A 22,439-nucleotide genomic window follows, 5' to 3' on the forward strand; every position below is an offset into this window, starting at 1 on the left:
ATAAAATCTCTTTAACAATGAAGTTATATCCAAGGAGGAATGAACGTGAGTAAAAGAGAACTTGCAACATTTGCTGGAGGCTGTTTTTGGTGTATGGTTAAGCCTTTTGATGAACTGCCAGGTATTCACGGCATTGTATCTGGCTATACAGGGGGACAAGTGGCAAACCCCTCATACGAATTAATTAAAACGGGTGAAACTGGACATTATGAAGCGGTACAAATCACATTTGATCCAGAGGTTTTTCCGTTTCAAAAGCTGCTGGATTTATATTGGCCGCAGATTGACCCGACCGATGACGGTGGTCAGTTTATTGATCGCGGCACCCAATACCGAACAGCTATTTTTTATCATACTGACGAACAGAAAGAATTAGCGGAGAAATCAAGAAAGAAGGTAGAAGAGAGCGGACGTTTTACTAAATCGATCGTAACGAAAATTTTACCGGCTATTGATTTTTACGATGCTGAAGAATATCACCAGGATTTTTATAAAAAGAATCCGAAAGCTTATAAAGAAGAAAGAGTGACTTCTGGAAGAGATACTTTCATAGAAAAGAACTGGAAGCAAAACAACTAGATAAACCATAATGTTATTATGTAAACTATCTTAGAGATTTGACTGTTCAAGTCTCTATTTTTTCTCCTTTCCGTTAAAAAATTAAATGAGGTGACTTGATTGACTTCTTATCTTGCACTTTTAAGAGGAATTAATGTAGGTGGTTATAAAAAGATAAAGATGGAAGAACTTAGGCAATTGTTCATGAAAATAGGGTTATCTCATGTTAAAACATACATACAGAGCGGGAATGTCATGTTTCAATCAGAAAAGACTCCGTCAGATCTTATTGAGAAACTAGAGAACGAGATTGAAAAGGAATATGGGTTTACTGTCATTGTTGTTTTGCTTACTGCACAAGAATTAGAATTGATATTGTGTGATTGTCCTTATGCTGTTGATTCATTAAAAGAAGGAGAAAGTTTGCATTTTGCTTTCTTATCAGAAGTTCCTCCATTAGATAAAATTAATCATTTGGAGAATTTTAATAGGGGTGTTGATGAATATCAGATGAAAGGTAAAACGATCTACCTTTATTTAAGGCAAAGTATCAGGGATTCAAAGTTAGCTGTTCAGCTTTCAAAATTAGGTGTTCACGTGACCGTTCGTAATTGGAATACAACAAATAAATTAGCGGATTTAGTAAGAACGATAGGCAATTAAAAAAGGACTACCATCAGTGGAGTCCTTTTATCGCTTATTTTTTTTGTATGTGTTCAAAACATGGATCATGCCTTCTTCTATTAGTTCGTTTGCTGGAAGGTTAAGCCTTTTAGCAAGCTGTTTGATTTCTTGATACAGAGAGTGGCTTAATGTTGTATTGACGTTTTTTCGATCAGGATTTTTCGTGCGGATCTCACTATTATACATATGTAGAGCCTCCAATCATAAGGAGTGAATTTATTGATTCAATCATTTTTGCATGGTGTTATACTTGCGATCGGATTAATTTTACCTTTAGGTGTTCAAAATGTTTTTGTATTTAATCAAGGTGCACAGCAGCCAAATGTGTTTCGCAGTATGCCTGCTGTTTTAACTGCCAGTGTATGTGACACTCTCTTAATTGTTTTAGCTGTTTCAGGTGTATCAGCGTTTATCACAGCACTGGATGGGATGAAGTTAGCCATCATGTTGATAGGAATTCTATTTTTATTGTATATGGGTTGGGAAATTTGGTCTAGCAAAACGAAAACGATGGGTGATCAAATGACTATGTCTCTGAAACAGCAAATCGGTTTTGCAGCCACTGTATCCTTATTAAATCCTCATGCTATTTTAGACACAGTAGCTGTCATTGGAACAAGTTCAGCAGCTTATACGGGTACAGAGAAAACGCTATTTATGTTCGCTTGTATTTGTGTTTCATGGTTTTGGTTTATAGGCTTGGCAATCACCGGCAGACTAGTAGGAACTTTGGATTCCAGCGGGCGTATTCAAATGTACATAAATAAAGGATCAGCCATTATGATATGGGGAATTGCATTGTACTTAATGATCAGCCTTAATTATTTATAAAATGGTCTGTTTATCAATCAATATAAAGTTTGAAGATAAAGTGAGTGGATAATATGTTATTCCAAAATGGAGACTTAACTGTTCGTAAATTAGAAAAAAAGGATCAATATCTATTAGTAAAATGGCTTTCAGACGAATCTGTTCTCGAATATTACGAAGGAAGAGACAACCCTTTTGATTTAGATAAAGTAAATAAAGTGTTTTATGAATCAGAAGAAGACGACGAAATAAAATGTATGGTTGAGTATAAAGAGAAAGCCATTGCTTATATACAATTTTATCAGCTAGATAATAAAACGAAAAATGATTATGGGTATATTGATGAAAGCATATTTGGGACAGATCAATTCATAGGAGAGGTAGAATATTGGAATAAAGGAATTGGAACTTTGCTTGTCACTTCTATGGTTGACTACTTAATTGAGCATAAAAATGCGGATCGAGTTGTGATGGACCCTCAAACAAGAAATGCGAGGGCTTTAAAATGTTATGAAAAATGTGGCTTTAGAAAAGTAAAAATCCTTCCCTTACATGAACTTCACGAAGGAGAGTACCAAGATTGCTGGTTGATAGAGTATAAAAGTTAATTTAGTTCTAATTCTGCAAACGAAAGCATTAATTGACGATTTTAGTTTTCACTGCTAAGGTTCTGTAATTATAATTAAATGAACAAACGTATACACGTCTTTCATATAACATTTTTTATAGGTGTATCACAAATGTGATTACACCTATAAAAAAGATTAATCCCAGATGCTAATCCTTGAAACCCCTGCTGTCCTTAAATAATCCAATAACTGACCAGTATGAACGGATTCATGGTATGCAACTCGGAGCAGCATATCCCCTAATTCTCTTATGTAGCCCGAATCAGATCGGTCAATCTTGATATTTTTTAAATCCTCTTCAGAAAATGATTTAATTGTTTCAATAAATTGTTTTCGATAAGGTTCTGCAAATTCCAACTCAGCCTTTACAGAAGTGTATGAAAGATTTTCGAAAGGTGATTCGAAATACGATAAGCTGCCTCTATTTCTAATGGCCAGGTCATAATAATGTTCGCTTTCTAGAACATGCCTGATCATCTCTAGGCAATTCATTGCTTCATCATCTGGCTTCCAATGAAGTTTTTCCTCAGGAATGGATGTCCAGACTTTTATGCTTCTCCTTCTTATTTCATTAAAGTTTAGAATAATTAAGTCGATGGATTTCATAAATATACCTCCTTAAATTTTCTTTCTAAATTGCTCTTTTTTTAAAGAATGTGTTTTTTTGATTATGTCTTTGAAACGAGTACAAAGTAGTAAAGAGCCTTTTTAATTATACAGTAATTCATATTCTATCAGATTCCATTTTTAATAAACTCTTTCTTATATCTTTAGGGCATCTTAGATTGTAGTGAATGAAAAAATTCAAAAGTGAAAGCAAAGTAAGATTTCAAAGTTAGGAGAAAGTCTATGGAATATACAAATCAAGTAGCTAAATCTCACCGTCGTTGTATTCCGTTACTCAACCGGACCGATTATTTAAGTGATCGTGCTTTAGTATGAACGAAATGGGTAAATATCTTTTTTAAAATCATTAGTATCAGAATATTTAGATATCGATTACAATGGAAGTATTAAATTATAAGGAGGAAATTTAAATGAAAAACATGACAAATCAAACCGTACAAACATATAAGGGTGGAACACGTTCTTAATTGTAAACGGTGTCTCCCCTTATGTGTGTCTTGTTAAAAAACACAAAAAGGGGTAAATCATGCATTTTCCAGTAAAAAAATTTCTTTCATATTACAGGCCATACTTGCCGTTGTTTTTGTCAGTCTTAGCGACAGCTATTATCGTATCAAGTGTGACATTGGTGCTGCCGCTGCTCGTTCGGTATATTACAAAAGATGTATTAGAAGGAGACTTGTCCATTGCACTCGATAAAGTGTATAAAATTGGTGCACTAATGCTCGTATTAGTGGCGATTCAAAATCTCGGAACCTACTTTGTCGACTATAAAGGCCATGAAGTTGGTGCACGGATGGAAAGTGATATACGCAGCGAACTATTTCAGCACTTACAGAAGCTCCCTTTTCGTTTTTATGATAAAGAGAAGACCGGACAGCTCATGTCTCGGGTAACAAACGACTTATTCTTGCTTGCTGAACTGTATCATCACGGGCCAGAAGATTACGTTAAATATTTCGTGCGTTTTGTGGGAGCTTCCATAATCCTATTTTTTATCAACATTCCGTTAACGCTCGCTGTGTTCATTTTTATGCCGATCATCGGTTTTCTATCTCTTTATTTCAATAAAAAGGAAAACGAAGCTTTGCTGAGGAACAAAGAGCGTATTGCAGATGTTAATGCTCAGCTGGAAGATACATTATCAGGTATCCGTGTTGTAAAATCTTTTGCTAACGAACATATCGAGATTGAAAAGTTTAACCGGGAAAATCATAGATTCTTGGCTAGCAGAAAGAACACGTATAAGGTAGAAGCAACCTTTTTTAACTGTATACAGATCCTCATCCAGCTGATAACGATAACTGTGGTAGTGTTCGGAAGTGCGAGTATCGTCAATCAAACGTTAGATCTGGCAGATTTAATTACATTTCTGCTATATATCGGCTACATGGTTGAGCCAATTCAAAGATTGACTCATATGAGCACACAGTTTCAAGAAGGCATAACAGGCTTTCAGCGCTTTATGGAAATTATGAATTTGAAACCAGGTATTGAAAATAAACCAGATGCCATCGCCTTGCCTGTGGTTCAAGGTGACATTGAGTTTAACAATGTATCGTTTCGTTATGAGGAGCAATTGGTCCCTGTATTTACTGATTTGTCTCTCCGAATAAGATCGGGAGAGTTTGTTGCCTTAGTAGGTCCATCAGGGGCAGGTAAAACAACATTATGCTCACTCATTCCTCGCTTTTACGAGGTGACAAGCGGGGAAGTTAAGCTTGACGGCATCAATGTACGTAATCTTGACTTAAATTCACTTAGAAATCACATCGGAATCGTCCAGCAAGATGTTTATCTGTTTGCGGGAACAGTGATGGAAAATATCCGCTATGGGAAACATGCAGCAACTGATGAAGCAGTTATCGCAGCAGCTAAATATGCCAATGCTCATGACTTTATCATGAGTTTGCCAAACGGTTACCACTCTGAGATCGGACAACGCGGAGTAAAGTTATCTGGAGGACAAAAGCAGCGGCTAAGTATAGCTCGTGTGTTTTTGAAAAATCCGCCTGTACTCATTCTGGATGAGGCAACTAGTGCCCTGGATAACGAGTCTGAGAGCATCATTAAGGAATCACTTGAATTGTTAGCAAATGGACGAACAATGATCGTAATTGCTCACCGACTTTCTACGATCCGTAATGCGGAACGAATACTCGTTCTAACGAAGGACGGAATTATGGAAGATGGAACACATGATGTATTGCTTGCACGCAATGGAGTATATGCACACTTTTATGCCAAACAGTTCGAAGTACAAGTGTAAGTTAGAAACTTGTATTGTTATGTAAAAATAATTGTCAGTGCCAATCCTATATCTTTAACTTGTTTTGATAATTTTTAAGTTTTAATTATTTGGTGCATTTCTTCAGAAGGAGAAGTGCACCTTTTTAATAAACAATTAGGCAGGCTTTTTGAGCAAGTTTGTAAAGGGGTCTTTTTTATGAACAACCTGATTTCTATATTAGCAGGGATTGTGATTGGAGTTATCTTATCTTACTTCTTTCTGAATGAAACGGGTGGACGATCTATCAATTGGATGTTAACGGTAAAGTAATCAATACGACTAATGAACTAGATTTTCATTTAATAACAAATAGTTTACTAATCATTACTATCGTTTCAATTTTGATTTATGGAATTTGGACACTGATTGATAGAAAAGGAAAAGAGTTATAATTACTTATTCAGTCTACGCGGCATTTCATCATGAAGGAGAAGTGCTAATTTTTATTGAAATATAGGAGTGGATTGTTTAAACCTATTATCAAAATTTATATGTGATCAAGGAGGAGGTAGCTTTGGGTAGAATTGATTTATTACTAAACGTCCTAGATTCAACGTTTGATAAGGAAAGTTGGTATGCCCCACTCAGACACGCAATAGAGGGAATTACAGCAGAACAAGCAAGCTGGAGACCTGTGGGGGAGACAAGTAAATCAATCTGGGAGAATGTGAATCATCTCATTTATTACAAAGAGAGATTAGTAGCAAACCTGGAAGGCAGTGAATGGAAAAACCATCTTAGCGGAGATGAAAATTTCTATCTCACCGAACCATCAGATCAGGATAAAGAATGGGAAAAAGTCGTTGAACGTGCTGAAAACATTCATCGTAGTTTAAGACAAAAATTAAGTAGCATTTCTGTTGAAGAGCTTGATAATAATTCTCTTGAAAGAAAACTCCTGGACATATTTCTTCACGATGCTTACCATACAGGTCAAATTATTCAAATCAGAAAAATGCAAGGTTCTTGGCCATCTAACAGATAATCCGGGAAATCATTATAGTAAGATAGTTTACTAAATTTGAAGCTATTTAACTTTCGTACTTTGAATTAAAAGTTATATCCGTTTTAAGCATAAGGAGCTGGAGGGTGTGTTTTTAAAGAAAAATTCATACCTTGGAAAGAAAAACGGCGTTTCTTTCTTGAATGGAGAAATAAAATTCCAAGGTATTTCATTAAATGTTTACAGTTACTTGGTAGATGGTGTTCTAATTGATACTGGAGCAAGGTCACTGCATAAATATTTTAAACCTTTTATTGATGAAGCTGATTTTGATCAAGTCATGATTACTCATTTTCATGAAGATCATACAGGTTGTGCTGCTTATGTTGAAGAAACAAAGAAACTGCCCATTTATCTGGATAAAAAAACAATTGGATATTGCTCACGACGGGCAGATTACCCTGTATATAGGAAGCTTTTTTGGGGGAGAAGAAGGCCATTTAATGCTCAGGCTATGCCTGCAACCTTTAAATCCAGAAATGCGATTTGGAAAGTAATTGATACACCTGGTCATGCTTATGATCACAATGCCTTCTTAAATCAGGAAACAGGTCAATTATTTACTGGAGATTTATTTGTAAGCGAGCGTACGAAAGTCGTATTAGAGGAAGAAAGTATTCCTGCTATTATTCAATCTTTAGAACGAGTATTGTCTTATGATTTTCAAGATGTTTTTTGCAGTCATGCAGGGTTTGTAGAAGATGGCCGTGCAGCGCTAGAGCGAAAACGAGAAAATTTATTACGTATTAAACATGAAGTATTAACTTTCCATAAGGAAGGGGATTCAGCTGAAATTATCAGCAATAAGCTGTTTCCAAAACAATTCCCTATTATAAAATTTTCAGGGGGAGAATGGGATTCACTGCATATTGTCACTTCAATATTGAATGAAAAAACAATGAGGGATTGAAAATGAGAATTAGTGCTTATTGAAAGAAGACAAACAAGATTATTAGTGAAAATTCCCCATATAAAACTTCTTTAAAAGGTGCGTTTCCTGAGGATGGAATGCTTTTTTTAAGGCTCTGTTCTAAAAGCAACAAGCTTTTAGAACAGAGTCTTTTTTATTTAGCAAATATAGAATATTAAAGAAAACTTACTTTAACATGGAATTATCATTGTCTTATCATTGGGATTTTTTGTAATTATTATTATGATTAATAATGAAGTATTAAGTCATCAAGCTATTGCCATATAAATAAAGGAGAGATCAGATATGGAACCACCGAAACACATTGTATCAGCAGCAACAATTATCTTAAATGATCAAAACGAAATCTTATTAATTAGAGGACCACGAAGAGGATGGGAAATGCCTGGTGGACAAGTCGAAGAAGGTGAGTCCTTAAAGGACGGGGCAGTTAGGGAGACTAAGGAAGAATGCGGCTTAGATATTGAGATTACAAAATTTTGTGGCGTTTTTCAAAATGTCAGTAGATCTATATGCAATACTTTGTTCTTAGGAAGACCTGTTGGAGGAGTATTAATGACGACTTCAGAAGCTTTGGAAGTAGGTTTCTTTCCAATTGAGCAAGCTTTAGATATGGTAACATGGAAAAATTTCAGACAAAGAATTGAGTATTGTTTAAATGAAAGCTTTCAACCTTTTTATGTAGAGTTTTGATGCAATTCCCACTTAAAATTATTCATTATCAATACATAACATCATTTTTATACAAAAAGAGGATCTGATAATACTTCTGCAGGGTTCTATAAATTAATACAAGGTTGAATACAGAAAGGACGCATTTCTGGACAAAAGAAATGTGTTTTTTTTTCTGTACTCCATACCATTACAAATATTGAATGTTTAATATTAAAAACTTGTGCAGTTTGATTCGTTCTTTCATTAGGTAAGGCCTGTTAATTTTTATTGAATGGAGTTGCGTTAATGAAAAGGTTAGTAATTATTACAGTCGGTAAAACCCATAGTGGGAAAACTACATTTGCTAAATCTCTTGAACAACAATTGAACAACTCCCTAATAATTGACCAAGATAACCATGCTGAATTCATCAACACCTGCTATAAAAATTTACTTCCAAAACAGGGACCTAATACTCTCAAATATGCCGTTACTCAAACAATTATTGATTATTCTGTTAGTCATAGTAATTCTCACATCATTATCTGCAACTCAAATCGCACTCGCGAAGGTCGTTTGAATCTCCTTTCACATTTTCATAAAAGAGAGTTTGTCAGCATAATCGTTAACTTTGATATTCCTTACCCTGTACTACAAGAAAGAGTTGCGAAAAGTGAGCGAAGTACAACTATATTTAGGAGTGCTTCTACTTATAAGGAAGTGTTAACTCGTCAACACCTTGAGTCTCATAAAAACGGTGTGGTATCTCCTATAGAAGGCGAAGCAGATTATTTATTCGTAATCAAGAACAATGATGACTCTCAGTCCGTCATTCTAAAAATCATTAAGATTGCACAAAGTCAGTAGCTCGATGTGTACTTCCATGTTTTCTATCTGTATGAACATTAGGAAAATAGTACCTTTTTATTAGTGAGTATTTTATAATTGAAAAAATACTAAAAAGGGGATTTAGTCTTGGACACCATAATTACTGAAAGATTGCTTTTAAGAGAGTGGAAAGTAACGGATAGTAATGATCTTTACGAGTATGCAAAAAGTGAGTTGGTAGGACCAAATGCAGGTTGGCAACCACATAGAGATGAAGAAGAAAGCAAAGAAATTATCCAAATGTTTATAAGTGGTAACGATACTTATGCGATTGAATTGAACTCAGAAAAGAAAGTGATTGGCGGGATAGGACTTCATGACAGGAAACCAGATGATGCACTTTCCCATTTGAAGCAAAAAGAAATCGGGTATGTTCTTAATCCAGCTTATTGGGGTAAGGGGTACATTCCTGAAGCGGTAAAAAGTTTACTTAAATATGGATTTGGAAAACTGGATTTAGATATCATCTGGTGTGGTCATTATGACTTCAATCACAACTCTAAAAGAGTAAATGAAAAATGCGGGTTCAACTATCAATTTGAAAAAAAGGTGAAGCTCGATCGTCTAAATGGAAAAGAAGTAACAAATCTATATTATTCTGTTACAAAATCCGAATATGAAGAATTAGCTAAAAAGAAATTATAATTAATTTTATCAGTCAGGGGTGATGTTTGTGTTTAATGCTTGGTTGAGAAATTTTCTATACATCCTTGACCATAAACTACTCATGATTTATCGAAGTTTTCGCCAAAAGAATTCTTTCCGTATACTAAAAAATTTTTCTCTGATAAACAACTAACGATAGATGATGAAATGAAATTGAAATATGCTTGGCTACACCATCAACATAAGAATAAACATCATTGGGAATATTGGGTTGTTGATCCGGTTTCTAAACAAGCGTTGCCAATGCCTAGAAAATATCTTATTGAAATGGTATGTGATTGGCGATCGTTTTCAAGGGAATGGGGAAGAAAAGTAAAAGAATCTAACTTTAATCCCTCAGATAGGATAGTGCTGCACCCTGATACAAAAAAAGAATTGGAAATAATCATGATGAAAACAAATGAAATTCGTCTCAAAGAAACAAATAAATTGCTGATATAAAAATGATTTTTATAAATGTTAAACAAAGAAAAAAGACGCCTTGAAGGACGTCTTTTTGTGCGTATTGCGGCGAGAGACAGCACTCCACATAGTGCTTTGCCAAAAGGCGTGTCAAACTCGTCTTATGCAAATTAGCTCATCGCTGAATTAGTATACCACTTAATTTATTAAAAGAGAAGTAGAAATCTTAAGATTCATTATGATCCAATAGAGATTATTACGGGTCATTTTTATGTTGGATATCGGGTAATTTCACGTACCGTGGAATTAATGGAAATAACGTGGATAAATTGGTCGTTATCGCGGAATTATCGAAAATAACGTGGATATTTGGACTTTACCGTGGAATTAAATAAAATTAATAGCTTCAAAAGAGTAAAAACAACATAAAAAAACGACTCAAAGAGTTTCATTAATCTTTTGAGTCGTCTTCTGCCAAACTCAGTCCCAATATACAGGTGGTTTTACTAACTGTGCCTTTATTCCAAGCTCTTCAGCAGCGGCTAGAATGAATTCTTTTCTGAAAAAATAGCTTTTATGGTTAACGATTTTTCCATTTTCAACTTCTTGCATTTGTATGTCATGTATTTCAGGGCCGCTGTCACCAGTAGTTAACACAATGATCACTGGTTTACCCCAGAGTATCATTTCTTGAGCTGTGTAGCCTGGCAAACCAAATCTTAATGAACCATTCCGCATCTCTTCTTTAGAGAATTCCTGGAAACCAAAGAAAGCTTCATTTTGTGCTTGTTCACTAAATAAATCTAACATACGTTTTAAGTCTCCATTATTAAAAGCTTCTAAGTATGCTTGGATGGTTGTGTTATGGCTTTTTGTTGTTGCTTTCGTTTTGGATTTTGAAAAATCCAATGAAGCAATTTTTCTTCTTGCTCTTTGTACAGATGAATAAACACCCCCTGGAGTGCTTTGTACTATTCCCGCTACTTCTTCTGCACTGAATTGGAAAATATCTAATAGTAGAAATGCAGCTGTTTGCTTAGGTGTCAGATTTGCTTCTAAAGATGTAAGTATTTCTTCTATTAATAGTTGGTCTGAAAAATCAGCATTTGCTTCGGGTACTTCATCTAAAGTTCCTACTTCACGTTTGAGCTTTCTGCAATGATCCAGCCAAGTATTTGTTGCAACTCTGAATAGGTAGCTCTTTTTGTCGGTAATATCACTCCAGCGGTGGGGAAGCAGACCGAAAGACTTTATCATTGTTTCTTGATAAAGATCTTCACCATCCCAAGGGGAACCAGTAACATATTTGCAATAATTCCACAGGTCGGTTGAATAAACTGATACGATTTCTTCAAATTCATTCCTTAGTTTTCGAGTGTCACTCACTAAATCTTTGTTCAAATAACTCGTTTGTTCCATATATATACCTCCTAATGTTCTTACACTAAAAAGACGTTTGGATATAGAAAAATTATACGGTCTTTATCAAATAATTTAACTATCATTTTAATCACGCAAATAAGTTCTCAAGTTTACTTGTATTTATATAAAACTAATTTTTTTCGCTAAGAGTTCCTGTATGCCTTCACCGATTTTCTTAACACCTATGCTGATTTGATAATCTTCTACCTGTGACACACTGAGCCGAATTCTATTTTCCGTTCGATACGGAGGGAGATACATATTCGTAGCATCTTGAACAAGAACATTATTTTTCTTTAGATGGCAGGCAAGATGTGCAGCTTTCATTCTTTCTGGCAGTTTGATAGTTGAATAGAAACCGGATTCTCCTCCTGAAAAGGATGTACCTTTAGCCAAGTGATCCAGATAGGCTTGTTTTAAAATAGTTCCTTTCTTTTTGTATTGTTTTCTTAACTTTTGAATATGAGTATAGTACATTCCGCTTTCTAAATAGATTTCCAATGCGCCCTGTGTTAAAACGGGTGTGTGGACATCAGCTGCAAATTTTGCCTTTGTGAAGCTTTCGACCATCGAATCCGGCAAAACAGCAGTTCCAAGCCTTAATCCCGGAAGAAGGACTTTGGAGAAGCTTTTCGTATAGATAACCCTGCCAGAAGGATCGTATGCAAACATCGGATCTGCCTTTCTTCTTGTATCTAAATCCCCCATATAATCATCCTCAATAATATACACGTTATACTTTTGTGCTAATTCTACTATTCTCTTTTTCTCGTCATTAGAATAACTGTAGCCGGTCGGGTTCTGGAATCTCGAGACCGTGTAAAAGAATTTGATGTCTCTGTTTCTGAATATCTCTTCCAAAAGAGCTAGGTCGATTCCTCGATCTGTCACTTCTACGCCAATATATTTTAATCTTTTAGACAAAATAGAATCAATAAAACTAAAATGGGTGGGCTGTTCAACACAAATTTCTTCTTTCCCGTTTGGAAAAGGAAGAGAGGCAAGGAGATCTAGAGCTTGTTGAGAGCCTGTTACAACAGCAATTCTTCCTGGAGGAGCAAAAACTTGAAGGTCTTGCAGCTGTTTGGAAAGCTGATGGCGTAATGTGGTTAAACCCAGAGGCTCAGAATATTGAAACATTTTTTCTTTATAAAGCTCGATAGCCTGATTCATACAATGCTGATAATCACGGTACGGCATTTTGCTGCTGTCAGGTCCAGCAGATGAAAAATCAATAAGATCAGATAGGAGTCCATTAACTTTGGATGAAGTTCCAACATGAAAATAACCGCTCTTTGGAACAGTGTATATTCTGTGTTCTTTTTCTAGCTCTGCATAAGCTTTAATAATTGAATTGATGCTGCACCTAAGTTCTTTTGACATTACTCGGACAGAGGGGAGTTTCCCGCCGGGTAATATTCGTCCATCCTCAAATCTTCTTTCGATTTCCTTTTTGATTTCTTCATATTTCGTAAGCATATTTTGTTCGCTCCTTTATTTCTGTATGGGTACAGACCTGAAAAACGAAGCTTTAAGTAATTTATGATGCTGCTTATAGTATAAGGTAACAAAAGCGAGTATTGCATAATGAGATATTCCTATTAAAAAAGGAGGATGAAAGATGAAGATTTTAAGAATAGCAGCACTACTATTATTTACGTTTGTTTTGATTTTTTCTGGGACAGGTGTATCAGACGCCAAGCAGCAAACAAAGGATTTAGAGATTGAAGGGCTTTTTAAAGGTAAAGAAGGCACAATGGTACTGAAAAATCTTAAAAATAACAAGACATACGTATATAACGCAAATAGAAGTAAAGAAAGACTTACGCCGGAATCTACGTATAAAGTACCGAATGCATTAATCGGTCTGCAAACAAATGCTGTTAGAGATGAATATGAAGTGAAGAGATGGGATGGAGTGGTAAGAGATTTTGAAACATGGAACCGCGATCATTCATTAGCCTCTGCGATGAGAGAGTCCGCCATTTGGTTTTATCAAGATATGGCAAGGGACATCGGAGAAACAAACATGCAAGATTACGTAAATAAAATAGAATATGGCAATAAAGATATATCCGGAGGTATTGATGCATTCTGGCTGGACAGTTCGCTTAAGATTTCTGCTGTTGAACAAATGAGATTTATGGAAAGGCTTGTAAAGGAAAAGCTGCCATTTGAAGAAAAACATCAAAAAACAGTGAAGAGAATGATGATTCAGGATGATAAGGATAGCTATGTCCTGCACGGGAAAACCGGAACAAGATTGTCCGATTTCGGGCTTGGATGGTATATCGGATTTGTTGAGACGAAAAAAGAAACATGGGTCTTTGCGGTAAATATTGATGGAAGCGGAACTGAAGCTAAAAATATTGCCATTGAGACGTTAAAAAAACAACATGTTATAAAATAAAGATGTGAATCAAACGAATAAACAATAACTCTTTTAGTGGTTGTTTATTTTGGAGGAATAATATAAATGATGTCGAACAAGTTCTCATAAGGTGTATTTATATTATTAAACGAAAACTATATTTAACAAAAGGTATTACCGTGTATCTAAATTCGATTTTAAAAAATTCAAGGTGGAGAGGGGCATGAAATTGAAAAACAAAATAAGAGCGATTAACAAACCAGATCTCCCTTTTCATTTAGATATACTTGAGATTGATAAGGTTATGGATGGGTCTTCGTACGAAATGGGAAAGCTTGAATCAACAAATGGTACTATGAATGCCAAGAACGTTCGTTTCAGTGAAGTTCACATAAAAGGTGTTAACTTTGGAGAGGGACAATTGCCCTTTTCAACATGGCTTGATGTCATCTTTGAAAAATGTGATCTATCAAATGTGAAATTAAAGGGTGCACGATTTAACCGTGTCGAGTTTAGAGAGTGCAAACTGGTTGGTGTGGATTTTGATGAAGCGATTATGCGAGATGTTCAATTTATTGACTGTCCGGCCCCGTATTCCTTGTTTAATTTGACAGATCTTGGAGATGTTCGATTTGATGATTGTTTGCTAAAAGAAGCTAATTTTATTGAGGCAACATTCGACAATGTACAATTTGGAGCTTCAGCCATTCAAGAAGTACAGTTCTCTGACACATCATTAAGAAATGTAGATCTTAGCCAATGTCAATTTACATTTATACATGTAAAGGAAGATGATCTGAGAGGCGCTATCATTTCACCTGAACAGGCAATTACTTTAATTGAAGTGTTTGGATTAGAAGTGAAGCACGATTAAGAAGTGATTAGTCCTGTGCAAACAAAAAAGCTGACTCGAAATGTTGACGAGCCAGCTTTTCTATTTTTTATTGTTACACACCACTTGGTGAAGGTTGAATTACTTTTAATGCGTTTTCGAGATCGTAAATTAGATCATCGACCGTTTCTATGCCGATTGAAAGTCTGATTAATTCAGGGACAACACCTGATTTTCGCTGTTCTTCTTCGGTTAACTGCTGATGTGTAGTACTAGCAGGATGGATGATTAATGATTTTGAATCTCCAACATTAGCAAGGTGTGAGAAGATACTGACACTTTCAATCAGTTTTCTTCCTTCTTCAACCCCGCCTTTTACACCGAATGTGAGAATAGCACCCGCTCCTTTCGGCAAATATTTATTAGAGAGATCATGGTAGGGGCTGTCTTCAAGACCCGGATAGTTTACCCAGTCAACAGAAGGATGATCTTTTAGGAATTTCGCTACTTTTAACGTATTTTCAACATGTCTTTCCATGCGAAGTGATAATGTTTCTAACCCTTGAATAAACAAGAATGAGTTAAATGGGGAAATCGCCGAACCGAGATCTCGCAGAAGCTGAACGCGAGCTTTCAGAATATAAGCGAGCGGACCAAACGCCTCTGTATATACGATTCCTTGATAACTAGGATCTGGTTCTGTTAAGCCCGGGAATTTTTCATTATTCCAGTCAAACTTACCAGAATCTATAATAACACCGCCAATGGATGTTCCGTGACCCCCTATGAATTTTGTTGCTGAATGAACAACGACGTCAGCACCATGTTCAATAGGTCGGCACAAATACGGGGTTGCAAATGTGTTATCTACGATAAGGGGAAGTCCTGCTTCGTGTGCAATATCAGCAATAGCTTGGATATCAGCTACATCAATTTTAGGGTTACCAATCGTTTCAATGTAGACTGCTTTTGTTTTGTCAGTAATCGCATCTCGGAAAGATTGAATATTATCGATATCAGCAAATTTTGTTTGAACCCCAAGCTTAGGAAGAGTAATCGCAAAAAGATTATAAGTTCCTCCGTATAAGGAAGTGGAGGAAACAATCTCATCACCAGAACCCGCAATATTTAAGATTGAATACGTAATGGCTGCCTGACCTGAAGAAACTGCAAGTGCTCCAATACCGCCTTCTAATTTTGCGATGGTTTGCTCAAATGCGTCTTGTGTGGGGTTCATAAGGCGTGTATAAATATTACCAAATTCTTTTAATCCAAATAGATTAGCAGCATGTTCTGTATTATCAAACTGATAAGATGCTGTTTGATAGATCGGCACTGCCCTCGAATTTGTTGATGGATCTACTTTTTGCCCCTCATGTAATGAAATCGTCTCGAAACCATACTCTCTTTTCTCGCTCATACCAAATCTCTCCTTCTCCATTTGTTTTTATCATGAAATGACATGATTTCAATTTTCAAATTACTTAGAGCCAACAAAAAGGACCTCTTCCAAAAGAAGAGGTCCGTAATACATAAGAATCGGGCTCTCATCTTTCAGAACAAAAGTAGTTCTGCTGAAATTAGCACCATGCATGTCTGCTGGTTGCTGGGCTTCATAGGGTCAGTCCCTCCGCCTCTCTGGATAAGAAAAATATGAAAATTGATTTAAATATCATCTTACATACCTCATACTCAATAGTCAACAGAATTTTTTAAAAAATTTGTTTTTTTGTTTTGAGCCCTTGTTTCTTCCTTGCCTTTTTTGATTGATAGGAAGATCCCGCCTATCCAACTTACAATTAGAACAGTATATAGCGTATAGGAAGACTCAGGTGAGACATGGAATGTATTCAGCAGTACTTTTAAGTTTGTTAAAATAATGAACCCTCCAACAAATACACCTAGTATGTGTGAGGGAATGATTCTAACAAGCCATGCTGCAATTGGAGCAGCAATTAATCCTCCGATCATAAGTGACACAACCCAAATCCATTGCACTTGAGCCCAGCCTAATGAGATGAAAAACCCGATTGAGGCTGAAACCGCTACTGCAAATTCACTCGTGTCTACAGAACCGATCACTTTTCGCGTTGTCATTCCATCTTTTGTCATCAGGACCGGGGTTGTTACAGGACCCCAGCCGCCTCCACCTGTCGCATCTAAAAATCCTGCAAGAAGTCCTAGCGGTACCAATTGTTTTTTTGTGAAGGGTTTGTTTTCTGGCTGATTTTGTTTCTTATTTTGTTTAAAAAGAAATCGGTAAAGAATATAAACCCCTAATGTGATTAGAAATATGGAAATGTAGGGTTTAATTAATTCACCAGGTATGCTGCTTAAGAAGCATGCACCGAGAAAGGCACCTATTGAACCCGGTATAATGAGTCGATAAACGATTTGACGGTCAACGTTTCCGAATTTAATATGGGATACACCCGATGCAGCAGTTGTGACTACTTCTGCTAAGTGAACGGAAGCTGATGCTGCCGCAGGAGCAATCCCGAACACTAATAACAATGTGGTGGATGTAACGCCATAAGCCATTCCTAAGGCTCCATCAATTAATTGTGCAATAAGTCCGATAAGCGCTAAAACTATTAACTTTTTCATGATCTCCTCCTTGAAAAACAAAAAAGGCTCTCAACGGTTTCGTTAAGAGCCTTCGGTTTTCCGATCAGCATTTGGTTTTAATTTTAATTATTACTATATGATTTATCGGGATAACATGTCAACGATTCATATGATTTTATTTTGAAAAGAAAGAATAATTAAAAAAAGGTCTTGATATCATGTGAATATGTTGTTATGATTTTAAAAAATTAAACTTATCAAGAGTGGTGAAGGGATCTGGCCCGATGAAACCCGGCAACCTGCTATGCAGTAAGGTGCTAACTCCAGCAGAATGTTTACACATTTTGGAAGATAAGGTAATACGCTTACCTCCACTATCTTTCCGAAATGGAAAGGTTTTTTATTTTTATAGTAAAAAATCTTAACAGAGAAATTTATGGAAAGGGTGGTTTATAAGTGGCTAACGAACAAGATGAAAATGATTTTATTCCACAGTTAAAAAAAATGTTGAGCAATATTCAATTTGGATCAATTACATTAGTTGTTCAAGACGGAAAAGTCATTCAACTGGAAAAAAATGAAAAACTACGAATTAAATAATTCGCTGACTAGAAAACTAGAGGCGGTTTTAACTTAGATGAAAAGGAATTCCTTTCATCTCCGTTAAAACCGTTTTTTTGTTTCAAAAAAGGAGGGAGTTCGTTGATCACTTATGATACTTGGAAGAATCACGAACACAATTATGATTTTGAGATAGAGAATGAAACAAAAGGCGCTTTAGATGTTTTGAGGTGGGCATATCAGCAATATGGAGATGAATTGGTATATGCGTGCAGTTTTGGAATCGAAGGAAGTGTTTTAATCGATCTCGTTCATCAAGTAAATCCAAGTGCGAAGATCACATTTTTAGATACTCATCTTCACTTTCAGGAAACTTATCAAGTGATTGAAGATGTGAAACAAAAGTACCCAACACTGCAGATTAAAATAAAACAGCCTTCATTATCCCTTGAAGAACAACTTGAACAATATGGAGAAAATCTTTGGAGAACGGATCCTAACCAATGCTGCAAGTTAAGAAAAGTGATACCGCTCGAGGATGAACTAAATGGTGTTAAAGCGTGGTTATCTGGGCTCCGCCGAGAGCAATCACCTACGAGAAAGCATATCCAATTTGTTAATAAAGATGAGAGGTTCCATAGTGTGAAAATTTGTCCATTAATTCATTGGACGTGGAAAGAGATTTGGCGATATGCCCATAAGAATAATTTACCTTATAACAAATTACATGATAATGGCTATCCAAGCATTGGATGTGCACCTTGTACTAAAGCAGCATTAGATATAAACGATCTTCGCTCTGGGCGATGGTCCGGCCACGAAAAGCTAGAATGTGGATTACATCAAGCCTAATATTCAACACAGGAGGAGAGAAATATTATGACTACTATTTCTGCAATCAAGCCCCACGGTGGAAAACTTATTAACAAGTATGATCCTAACCGATCGTTTGATCACATTCAGAAGGAAATTCCGTTAGATGCCACATCATTAAGTGATCTTGAGCTAATCGCAATTGGTGCATACAGCCCATTAACTGGTTTCTTAAATGAAGATGATTACTTTTCAGTCGTTAACGATATTCGTTTAGCAGACGGAACAGTCTGGAGCCTTCCGATTACTTTACCTGTTCAAAGTGAGACAGCTGCTGTTTTATCGAAAGGTGAAGAAGTGAGATTAGTGTTCGAAGGAGAAACATACGGTGTTTTGAAGGTCGGAGATGTTTTTCAGCCAGATAAACAAAGAGAAGCTGAAAAAGTCTACAAAACTTCAGATCAAGCTCATCCAGGGGTAAAAAAATTATTAGGTCGGCCATCCGTATATGTTGGCGGAGAAATCACACTTGTGAAACGAATACAGAAAAAAGCGTTCTCTGAATTTCATTTAGATCCATCAGAAAGCAGAAAAACATTTCAAGAATTAGGCTGGAAGAAAATCGTTGGCTTTCAAACGAGAAATCCTGTACATCGTGCACATGAATATATTCAAAAAACAGCGTTGGAGACAGTTGACGGATTGTTTCTAAATCCACTGGTCGGAGAAACGAAATCAGACGACATTCCAGCAGATGTTCGGATGGAAAGTTATCAAAAGTTACTAGAAACCTATTATCCGAAAGATCGTGTATTTTTAGCTGTATTTCCGGCAACAATGCGATATGCTGGCCCGCGAGAAGCCATTTTCCATGCGTTAGTTAGAAAGAATTTTGGCTGTACTCATTTTATCGTTGGCCGTGATCATGCAGGGGTCGGCAATTATTATGGAACGTATGAAGCGCAAGAGATTTTTACACAGTTTACTTCTGAAGAACTTGGCATCACACCCATGTTTTTTGAACATAGTTTTTATTGTACGAAATGCGAAGGTATGGCTTCTTCAAAAACGTGTCCGCATGGTCAAGATGATCGGGTAATTCTGTCGGGAACAAAAGTTAGAGAGCTTTTAAGAAATGGAGAGTTGCCTCCAAGCACGTTTAGCCGCAAAGAGGTAGTTGAGATACTAATAAATGGTTTAAAGCGTCATGAAGAAGAATCCAAATTAAAAGGAGATCAGCATGAGCATACAGCAAAATATAATTTGGCATGAGTCAACGATAACGAAAGATGACAGAAGAAAGCAGAATGCACATCACAGTTTTGTTCTTTGGTTCACTGGACTCTCGGGTTCAGGGAAATCTACCCTATCAAACGCCTTAGCGAAGGAACTATATGAAAGAAGAATAGGAAACTATGTATTGGATGGTGATAATATTCGAAATGGATTAAATGCAGATCTTGGTTTTTCTGATGAAGACCGCACAGAAAACATCCGCCGAATTTCCGAAGTATCAAAGCTTTTTGTGGATAATGGTACGGTAGTCTTAACTGCATTTATATCGCCTTTCTTAGAAGATAGGAAGAAAGCGAAAGAAATTGTAGGCGAGGATGAATTTATCGAAGTGTTTGTAAAATGTCCATTAGATGAGTGTGAGAAACGAGATCCAAAAGGACTTTATTTTAAAGCTAGAAATGGTGAAATTCCTGATTTCACGGGTATTGATTCCCCGTATGAAGAACCAGATCAACCGGCTTTAACGATTGAAACGAACAAACAATCTATCCCTGATTGTGTGGATACGATTATTGAGTACTTGGAACGAAGACAGCTTATTTAAGAGGAGATGATAATATGGCATATGATAAATTCTGGTCGGAAAATCTAAAGCTGAATAAGACTGAACAGAAAAAACTTGTAAAAGACGGTCTCAAAATCTTTGAGGATATTCCTTATTATGCTGCGAATGGATTCTCTTCCATTCCAAAAGAAGAATGGGATAGTTTTAAATGGGCAGGGCTATACTTGCAGCGACCAAAAGAAGATGGCTACTTTATGATGAGGATCAATGTCCCATCAGGTATTTTAAATTATGAACAGGTGAAGACATTAGCAGGTATTTGTAAGGATTACGGAAGAAGTGTTTTCGATATTACAACACGTCAGGCGATCCAGTTTCATTGGTTAACAATTGAGGAAATACCTGATATTTTTGAACGTTTAAGCGCAGTCGGACTATCGAGTGCAGGTGCATGTGGTGATATAACAAGAAACATAATGGGGAACCCCTTAGCTGGAATCGATCCCAATGAGCTTTTTGATACTTCAGGGGTTGTGAAAGAGGTGTATGAGTTTTTTCAGCATAATGAAGATTTCTCAAACCTGCCTAGAAAATACAAATTGTCGATTAGTACGAATGTGAAAAACAGTGCACATGCAGAAATTAATTGTGTAGCTTTCACTCCCGCTACCAAAAATATAAATGGCAAACAGGTTGCTGGGTTTCATATTAAGGTTGGCGGAGGATTATCTGCTAGACCTCATTTGGCTAAACCATTAGATCTGTTTATTGAACCTAATCAAGTAAAAGAAGTTGCAATTGCGATTACGACGATTTTCAGGGATTTTGGATACCGTGAAAAACGGCATCTCGCGAGACTTAAGTTTCTCATGGCGGACTGGGGGCCAGAGAAGTTTAAAGACAAAGTTTTGGAATATACAGGACCTCTCCCAGATAAAGGTGATGATGCGCTTACTGGATGGAATGCAGGGTATTTCTATGGTGTGCATCCACAAAAACAAGAGGGATTAAGCTACATCGGATTTAATGTACCAGTAGGCCGATTAGATGCAGATGAAGTGTTGGAAATTGCACGTATATCCGAAAAGTATGGCAATGGTGAAATCCGGACATGTAACTCACAGAACTTGATTATTCCAAATATCCCCCATGAGAATGTCCATGCTTTGCTGAAAGAGGAAGTTTTTAAACGGATTTCAATCGAACCAAGATCTTTTATTGCCTATTCAGTTTCCTGCACAGGGACTGAATACTGCAACCTGGCATTGGTCGAAACCAAGAAACGTATGCACCGGCTTGCAGAACGACTGGATGAGCAGATTGCACTTGATGTGCCAGTTCGAATCCATATGGTTGGGTGCCCGAATTCATGCGGACAGAGACAAATTGCAGATATCGGATTGCAAGGAGTGTTAATGCGTACAAAAGACAAAAAGATGGTTGAAGCATTTGAGATCTATGTTGGAGGAACATTAAATGAAGGTGGTAAATTCAATGAGAAATTGAAGGGTAAATTCGAGACTGGCCAATTAGACGAGGTTTTGTTTAATCTGCTCACCTTTTTTAAAGAAACGAAACTTCCTTCAGAAACTTTCTTTGACTACGTAAATAGAACCGGTCTTGACCAGCTTCAGTTAGAGCTGGATGAAATCTCTGGACGTTTAGCCGAACAAGTTTCATAAATCAGGAGGTTAATAATATGTATTTATATCGTTTCGAAGTTACTTCAAGTTCTGAAGTGATCGATGTAGTTATTGCCGCTTCACGAGATGAGCAGGCGTTTCAACTCGTGGAGGTTGAGCTAGAGAAGTATTTTTTAAAAGAACCTGAAATTGATGATATATCACTTTATGAAAAGAAAAAAATAAGATCTGGAAATGGCTTTGTACTCTATGAACGGGAAACGATAGTAAACAATTAAGGGGTGAG

The 22,439-nt window shown here is 36.4% G+C and carries 24 protein-coding genes, 1 pseudogene and 2 riboswitches; of the genes and pseudogenes, 19 read left to right on the forward strand and 6 right to left on the reverse strand.

The window, feature by feature from the left end; genetic code table 11:
• The first annotated feature begins 45 nt into the window (after positions 1–45).
• Together msrA and RGB74_RS09090 are read left to right on the forward strand one after the other, a co-directional pair.
• Positions 46–579 carry a peptide-methionine (S)-S-oxide reductase MsrA gene (gene msrA, locus RGB74_RS09085; RefSeq protein WP_310762666.1) on the forward strand — a complete coding sequence of 178 codons (534 nt, stop codon included), beginning with the start codon at positions 46–48 and terminating at the stop codon, positions 577–579.
• A 99-nt stretch (positions 580–678) separates the two neighbouring features.
• Positions 679–1,221: a DUF1697 domain-containing protein gene (locus tag RGB74_RS09090; RefSeq protein ID WP_310762667.1), complete on the forward strand. Its 543-nt coding sequence runs from the start codon at positions 679–681 to the stop codon at positions 1,219–1,221.
• 27 nt (positions 1,222–1,248) lie between these two features.
• On the opposite strand, the gene RGB74_RS09095 is transcribed toward RGB74_RS09090, so the two are convergent.
• Positions 1,249–1,428, reverse strand: a complete 180-nt coding sequence (locus tag RGB74_RS09095; protein WP_310762668.1) for a ribbon-helix-helix domain-containing protein — start codon at positions 1,426–1,428, stop codon at positions 1,249–1,251.
• A gap of 36 nt (positions 1,429–1,464) precedes the next feature.
• Here RGB74_RS09095 and RGB74_RS09100 point away from each other — a divergent pair, with 36 nt between their 5' ends.
• Positions 1,465–2,073: a LysE/ArgO family amino acid transporter gene (locus RGB74_RS09100; protein ID WP_310762828.1), complete on the forward strand. Its 609-nt coding sequence runs from the start codon at positions 1,465–1,467 to the stop codon at positions 2,071–2,073.
• Between the two features lie 53 nt (positions 2,074–2,126).
• Entirely contained in the window at positions 2,127–2,660 is a 534-nt protein-coding gene (locus tag RGB74_RS09105) for a GNAT family N-acetyltransferase (protein WP_310762829.1), read from the forward strand.
• Positions 2,661–2,816: 156 nt separating this feature from the next.
• Here RGB74_RS09105 and RGB74_RS09110 read toward each other — a convergent pair whose 3' ends face one another.
• Positions 2,817–3,287, reverse strand: a complete 471-nt coding sequence (locus tag RGB74_RS09110; RefSeq protein WP_310762669.1) for a DinB family protein — start codon at positions 3,285–3,287, stop codon at positions 2,817–2,819.
• A gap of 547 nt (positions 3,288–3,834) precedes the next feature.
• Between RGB74_RS09110 and RGB74_RS09115 the strand changes: the two genes are divergently transcribed.
• The 7 genes and pseudogenes from RGB74_RS09115 to RGB74_RS09145 all read left to right on the forward strand — a co-directional run.
• Positions 3,835–5,577 carry an ABC transporter ATP-binding protein gene (locus tag RGB74_RS09115; protein ID WP_310762670.1) on the forward strand — a complete coding sequence of 581 codons (1,743 nt, stop codon included), beginning with the start codon at positions 3,835–3,837 and terminating at the stop codon, positions 5,575–5,577.
• Between the two features lie 535 nt (positions 5,578–6,112).
• Positions 6,113–6,583: a DinB family protein gene (locus RGB74_RS09120; RefSeq protein ID WP_310762671.1), complete on the forward strand. Its 471-nt coding sequence runs from the start codon at positions 6,113–6,115 to the stop codon at positions 6,581–6,583.
• A gap of 106 nt (positions 6,584–6,689) precedes the next feature.
• Complete coding sequence (locus RGB74_RS09125; RefSeq protein ID WP_310762672.1) at positions 6,690–7,511, forward strand: MBL fold metallo-hydrolase; 822 nt, start codon at positions 6,690–6,692, stop codon at positions 7,509–7,511.
• Between the two features lie 306 nt (positions 7,512–7,817).
• A complete protein-coding gene (locus tag RGB74_RS09130) occupies positions 7,818–8,225 on the forward strand; it encodes an NUDIX hydrolase (RefSeq protein WP_310762673.1) in 408 nt (135 codons plus the stop codon).
• A gap of 267 nt (positions 8,226–8,492) precedes the next feature.
• Entirely contained in the window at positions 8,493–9,053 is a 561-nt protein-coding gene (locus RGB74_RS09135; protein WP_310762674.1) for an AAA family ATPase, read from the forward strand.
• 108 nt (positions 9,054–9,161) lie between these two features.
• Positions 9,162–9,719 carry a GNAT family N-acetyltransferase gene (locus RGB74_RS09140; protein ID WP_310762676.1) on the forward strand — a complete coding sequence of 186 codons (558 nt, stop codon included), beginning with the start codon at positions 9,162–9,164 and terminating at the stop codon, positions 9,717–9,719.
• 90 nt (positions 9,720–9,809) lie between these two features.
• Positions 9,810–10,181, forward strand: a pseudogene (locus RGB74_RS09145) (DUF5662 family protein); the annotation flags it as partial.
• Positions 10,182–10,622: 441 nt separating this feature from the next.
• Here the strand turns inward: RGB74_RS09145 and RGB74_RS09150 are convergent.
• Together RGB74_RS09150 and RGB74_RS09155 are read right to left on the reverse strand one after the other, a co-directional pair.
• The gene (locus RGB74_RS09150; protein ID WP_310762677.1) at positions 10,623–11,561 is read right to left on the reverse strand and encodes a sigma-70 family RNA polymerase sigma factor; all 939 of its coding nucleotides are present in this window, start codon (positions 11,559–11,561) and stop codon (positions 10,623–10,625) included.
• A gap of 123 nt (positions 11,562–11,684) precedes the next feature.
• Positions 11,685–13,043, reverse strand: a complete 1,359-nt coding sequence (locus RGB74_RS09155) for an aminotransferase-like domain-containing protein (protein ID WP_310762678.1) — start codon at positions 13,041–13,043, stop codon at positions 11,685–11,687.
• Between the two features lie 142 nt (positions 13,044–13,185).
• On the opposite strand from RGB74_RS09155, the gene blaOXA reads away from it, so the two are divergent.
• Both blaOXA and RGB74_RS09165 read left to right on the forward strand, forming a co-directional pair.
• The gene (blaOXA, locus tag RGB74_RS09160; protein WP_310762680.1) at positions 13,186–13,974 is read left to right on the forward strand and encodes a class D beta-lactamase; all 789 of its coding nucleotides are present in this window, start codon (positions 13,186–13,188) and stop codon (positions 13,972–13,974) included.
• 184 nt (positions 13,975–14,158) lie between these two features.
• Positions 14,159–14,809 carry a pentapeptide repeat-containing protein gene (locus RGB74_RS09165; protein WP_310762681.1) on the forward strand — a complete coding sequence of 217 codons (651 nt, stop codon included), beginning with the start codon at positions 14,159–14,161 and terminating at the stop codon, positions 14,807–14,809.
• Between the two features lie 73 nt (positions 14,810–14,882).
• Here RGB74_RS09165 and RGB74_RS09170 read toward each other — a convergent pair whose 3' ends face one another.
• Positions 14,883–16,187, reverse strand: coding sequence for a homocysteine synthase (locus tag RGB74_RS09170; protein ID WP_310762682.1), 1,305 nt, complete (start codon positions 16,185–16,187; stop codon positions 14,883–14,885).
• A 124-nt stretch (positions 16,188–16,311) separates the two neighbouring features.
• Positions 16,312–16,416: riboswitch (SAM riboswitch) on the reverse strand.
• Positions 16,417–16,459: 43 nt separating this feature from the next.
• Positions 16,460–17,374, reverse strand: a complete 915-nt coding sequence (locus tag RGB74_RS09175) for a sulfite exporter TauE/SafE family protein (RefSeq protein ID WP_310762683.1) — start codon at positions 17,372–17,374, stop codon at positions 16,460–16,462.
• Between the two features lie 212 nt (positions 17,375–17,586).
• Positions 17,587–17,693, forward strand: a riboswitch (SAM riboswitch).
• 128 nt (positions 17,694–17,821) lie between these two features.
• Between RGB74_RS09175 and RGB74_RS09180 the strand changes: the two genes are divergently transcribed.
• The 6 genes from RGB74_RS09180 (at position 17,822) to RGB74_RS09205 (ending at position 22,431) form a co-directional block, all read left to right on the forward strand.
• A complete protein-coding gene (locus RGB74_RS09180) occupies positions 17,822–17,935 on the forward strand; it encodes a YezD family protein (protein WP_396136059.1) in 114 nt (37 codons plus the stop codon).
• A gap of 102 nt (positions 17,936–18,037) precedes the next feature.
• Complete coding sequence (locus RGB74_RS09185; protein ID WP_310762684.1) at positions 18,038–18,748, forward strand: phosphoadenylyl-sulfate reductase; 711 nt, start codon at positions 18,038–18,040, stop codon at positions 18,746–18,748.
• A 27-nt stretch (positions 18,749–18,775) separates the two neighbouring features.
• A complete protein-coding gene (sat, locus tag RGB74_RS09190) occupies positions 18,776–19,981 on the forward strand; it encodes a sulfate adenylyltransferase (RefSeq protein ID WP_310762685.1) in 1,206 nt (401 codons plus the stop codon).
• Positions 19,956–20,549, forward strand: a complete 594-nt coding sequence (gene cysC / locus RGB74_RS09195; RefSeq protein ID WP_310762830.1) for an adenylyl-sulfate kinase — start codon at positions 19,956–19,958, stop codon at positions 20,547–20,549. The genes sat and cysC overlap by 26 nt, the downstream gene beginning before the upstream one ends.
• Positions 20,550–20,563: 14 nt before the next feature.
• A complete protein-coding gene (locus tag RGB74_RS09200) occupies positions 20,564–22,192 on the forward strand; it encodes a nitrite/sulfite reductase (RefSeq protein WP_310762686.1) in 1,629 nt (542 codons plus the stop codon).
• A gap of 17 nt (positions 22,193–22,209) precedes the next feature.
• Positions 22,210–22,431: a DUF3906 family protein gene (locus RGB74_RS09205; RefSeq protein WP_310762687.1), complete on the forward strand. Its 222-nt coding sequence runs from the start codon at positions 22,210–22,212 to the stop codon at positions 22,429–22,431.
• Positions 22,432–22,439: the final 8 nt, after the last annotated feature.

The sequence above is a fragment of the Bacillus sp. NEB1478 genome (assembly GCF_031582965.1).
Taxonomy (GTDB): domain Bacteria; phylum Bacillota; class Bacilli; order Bacillales; family Fictibacillaceae; genus Fictibacillus.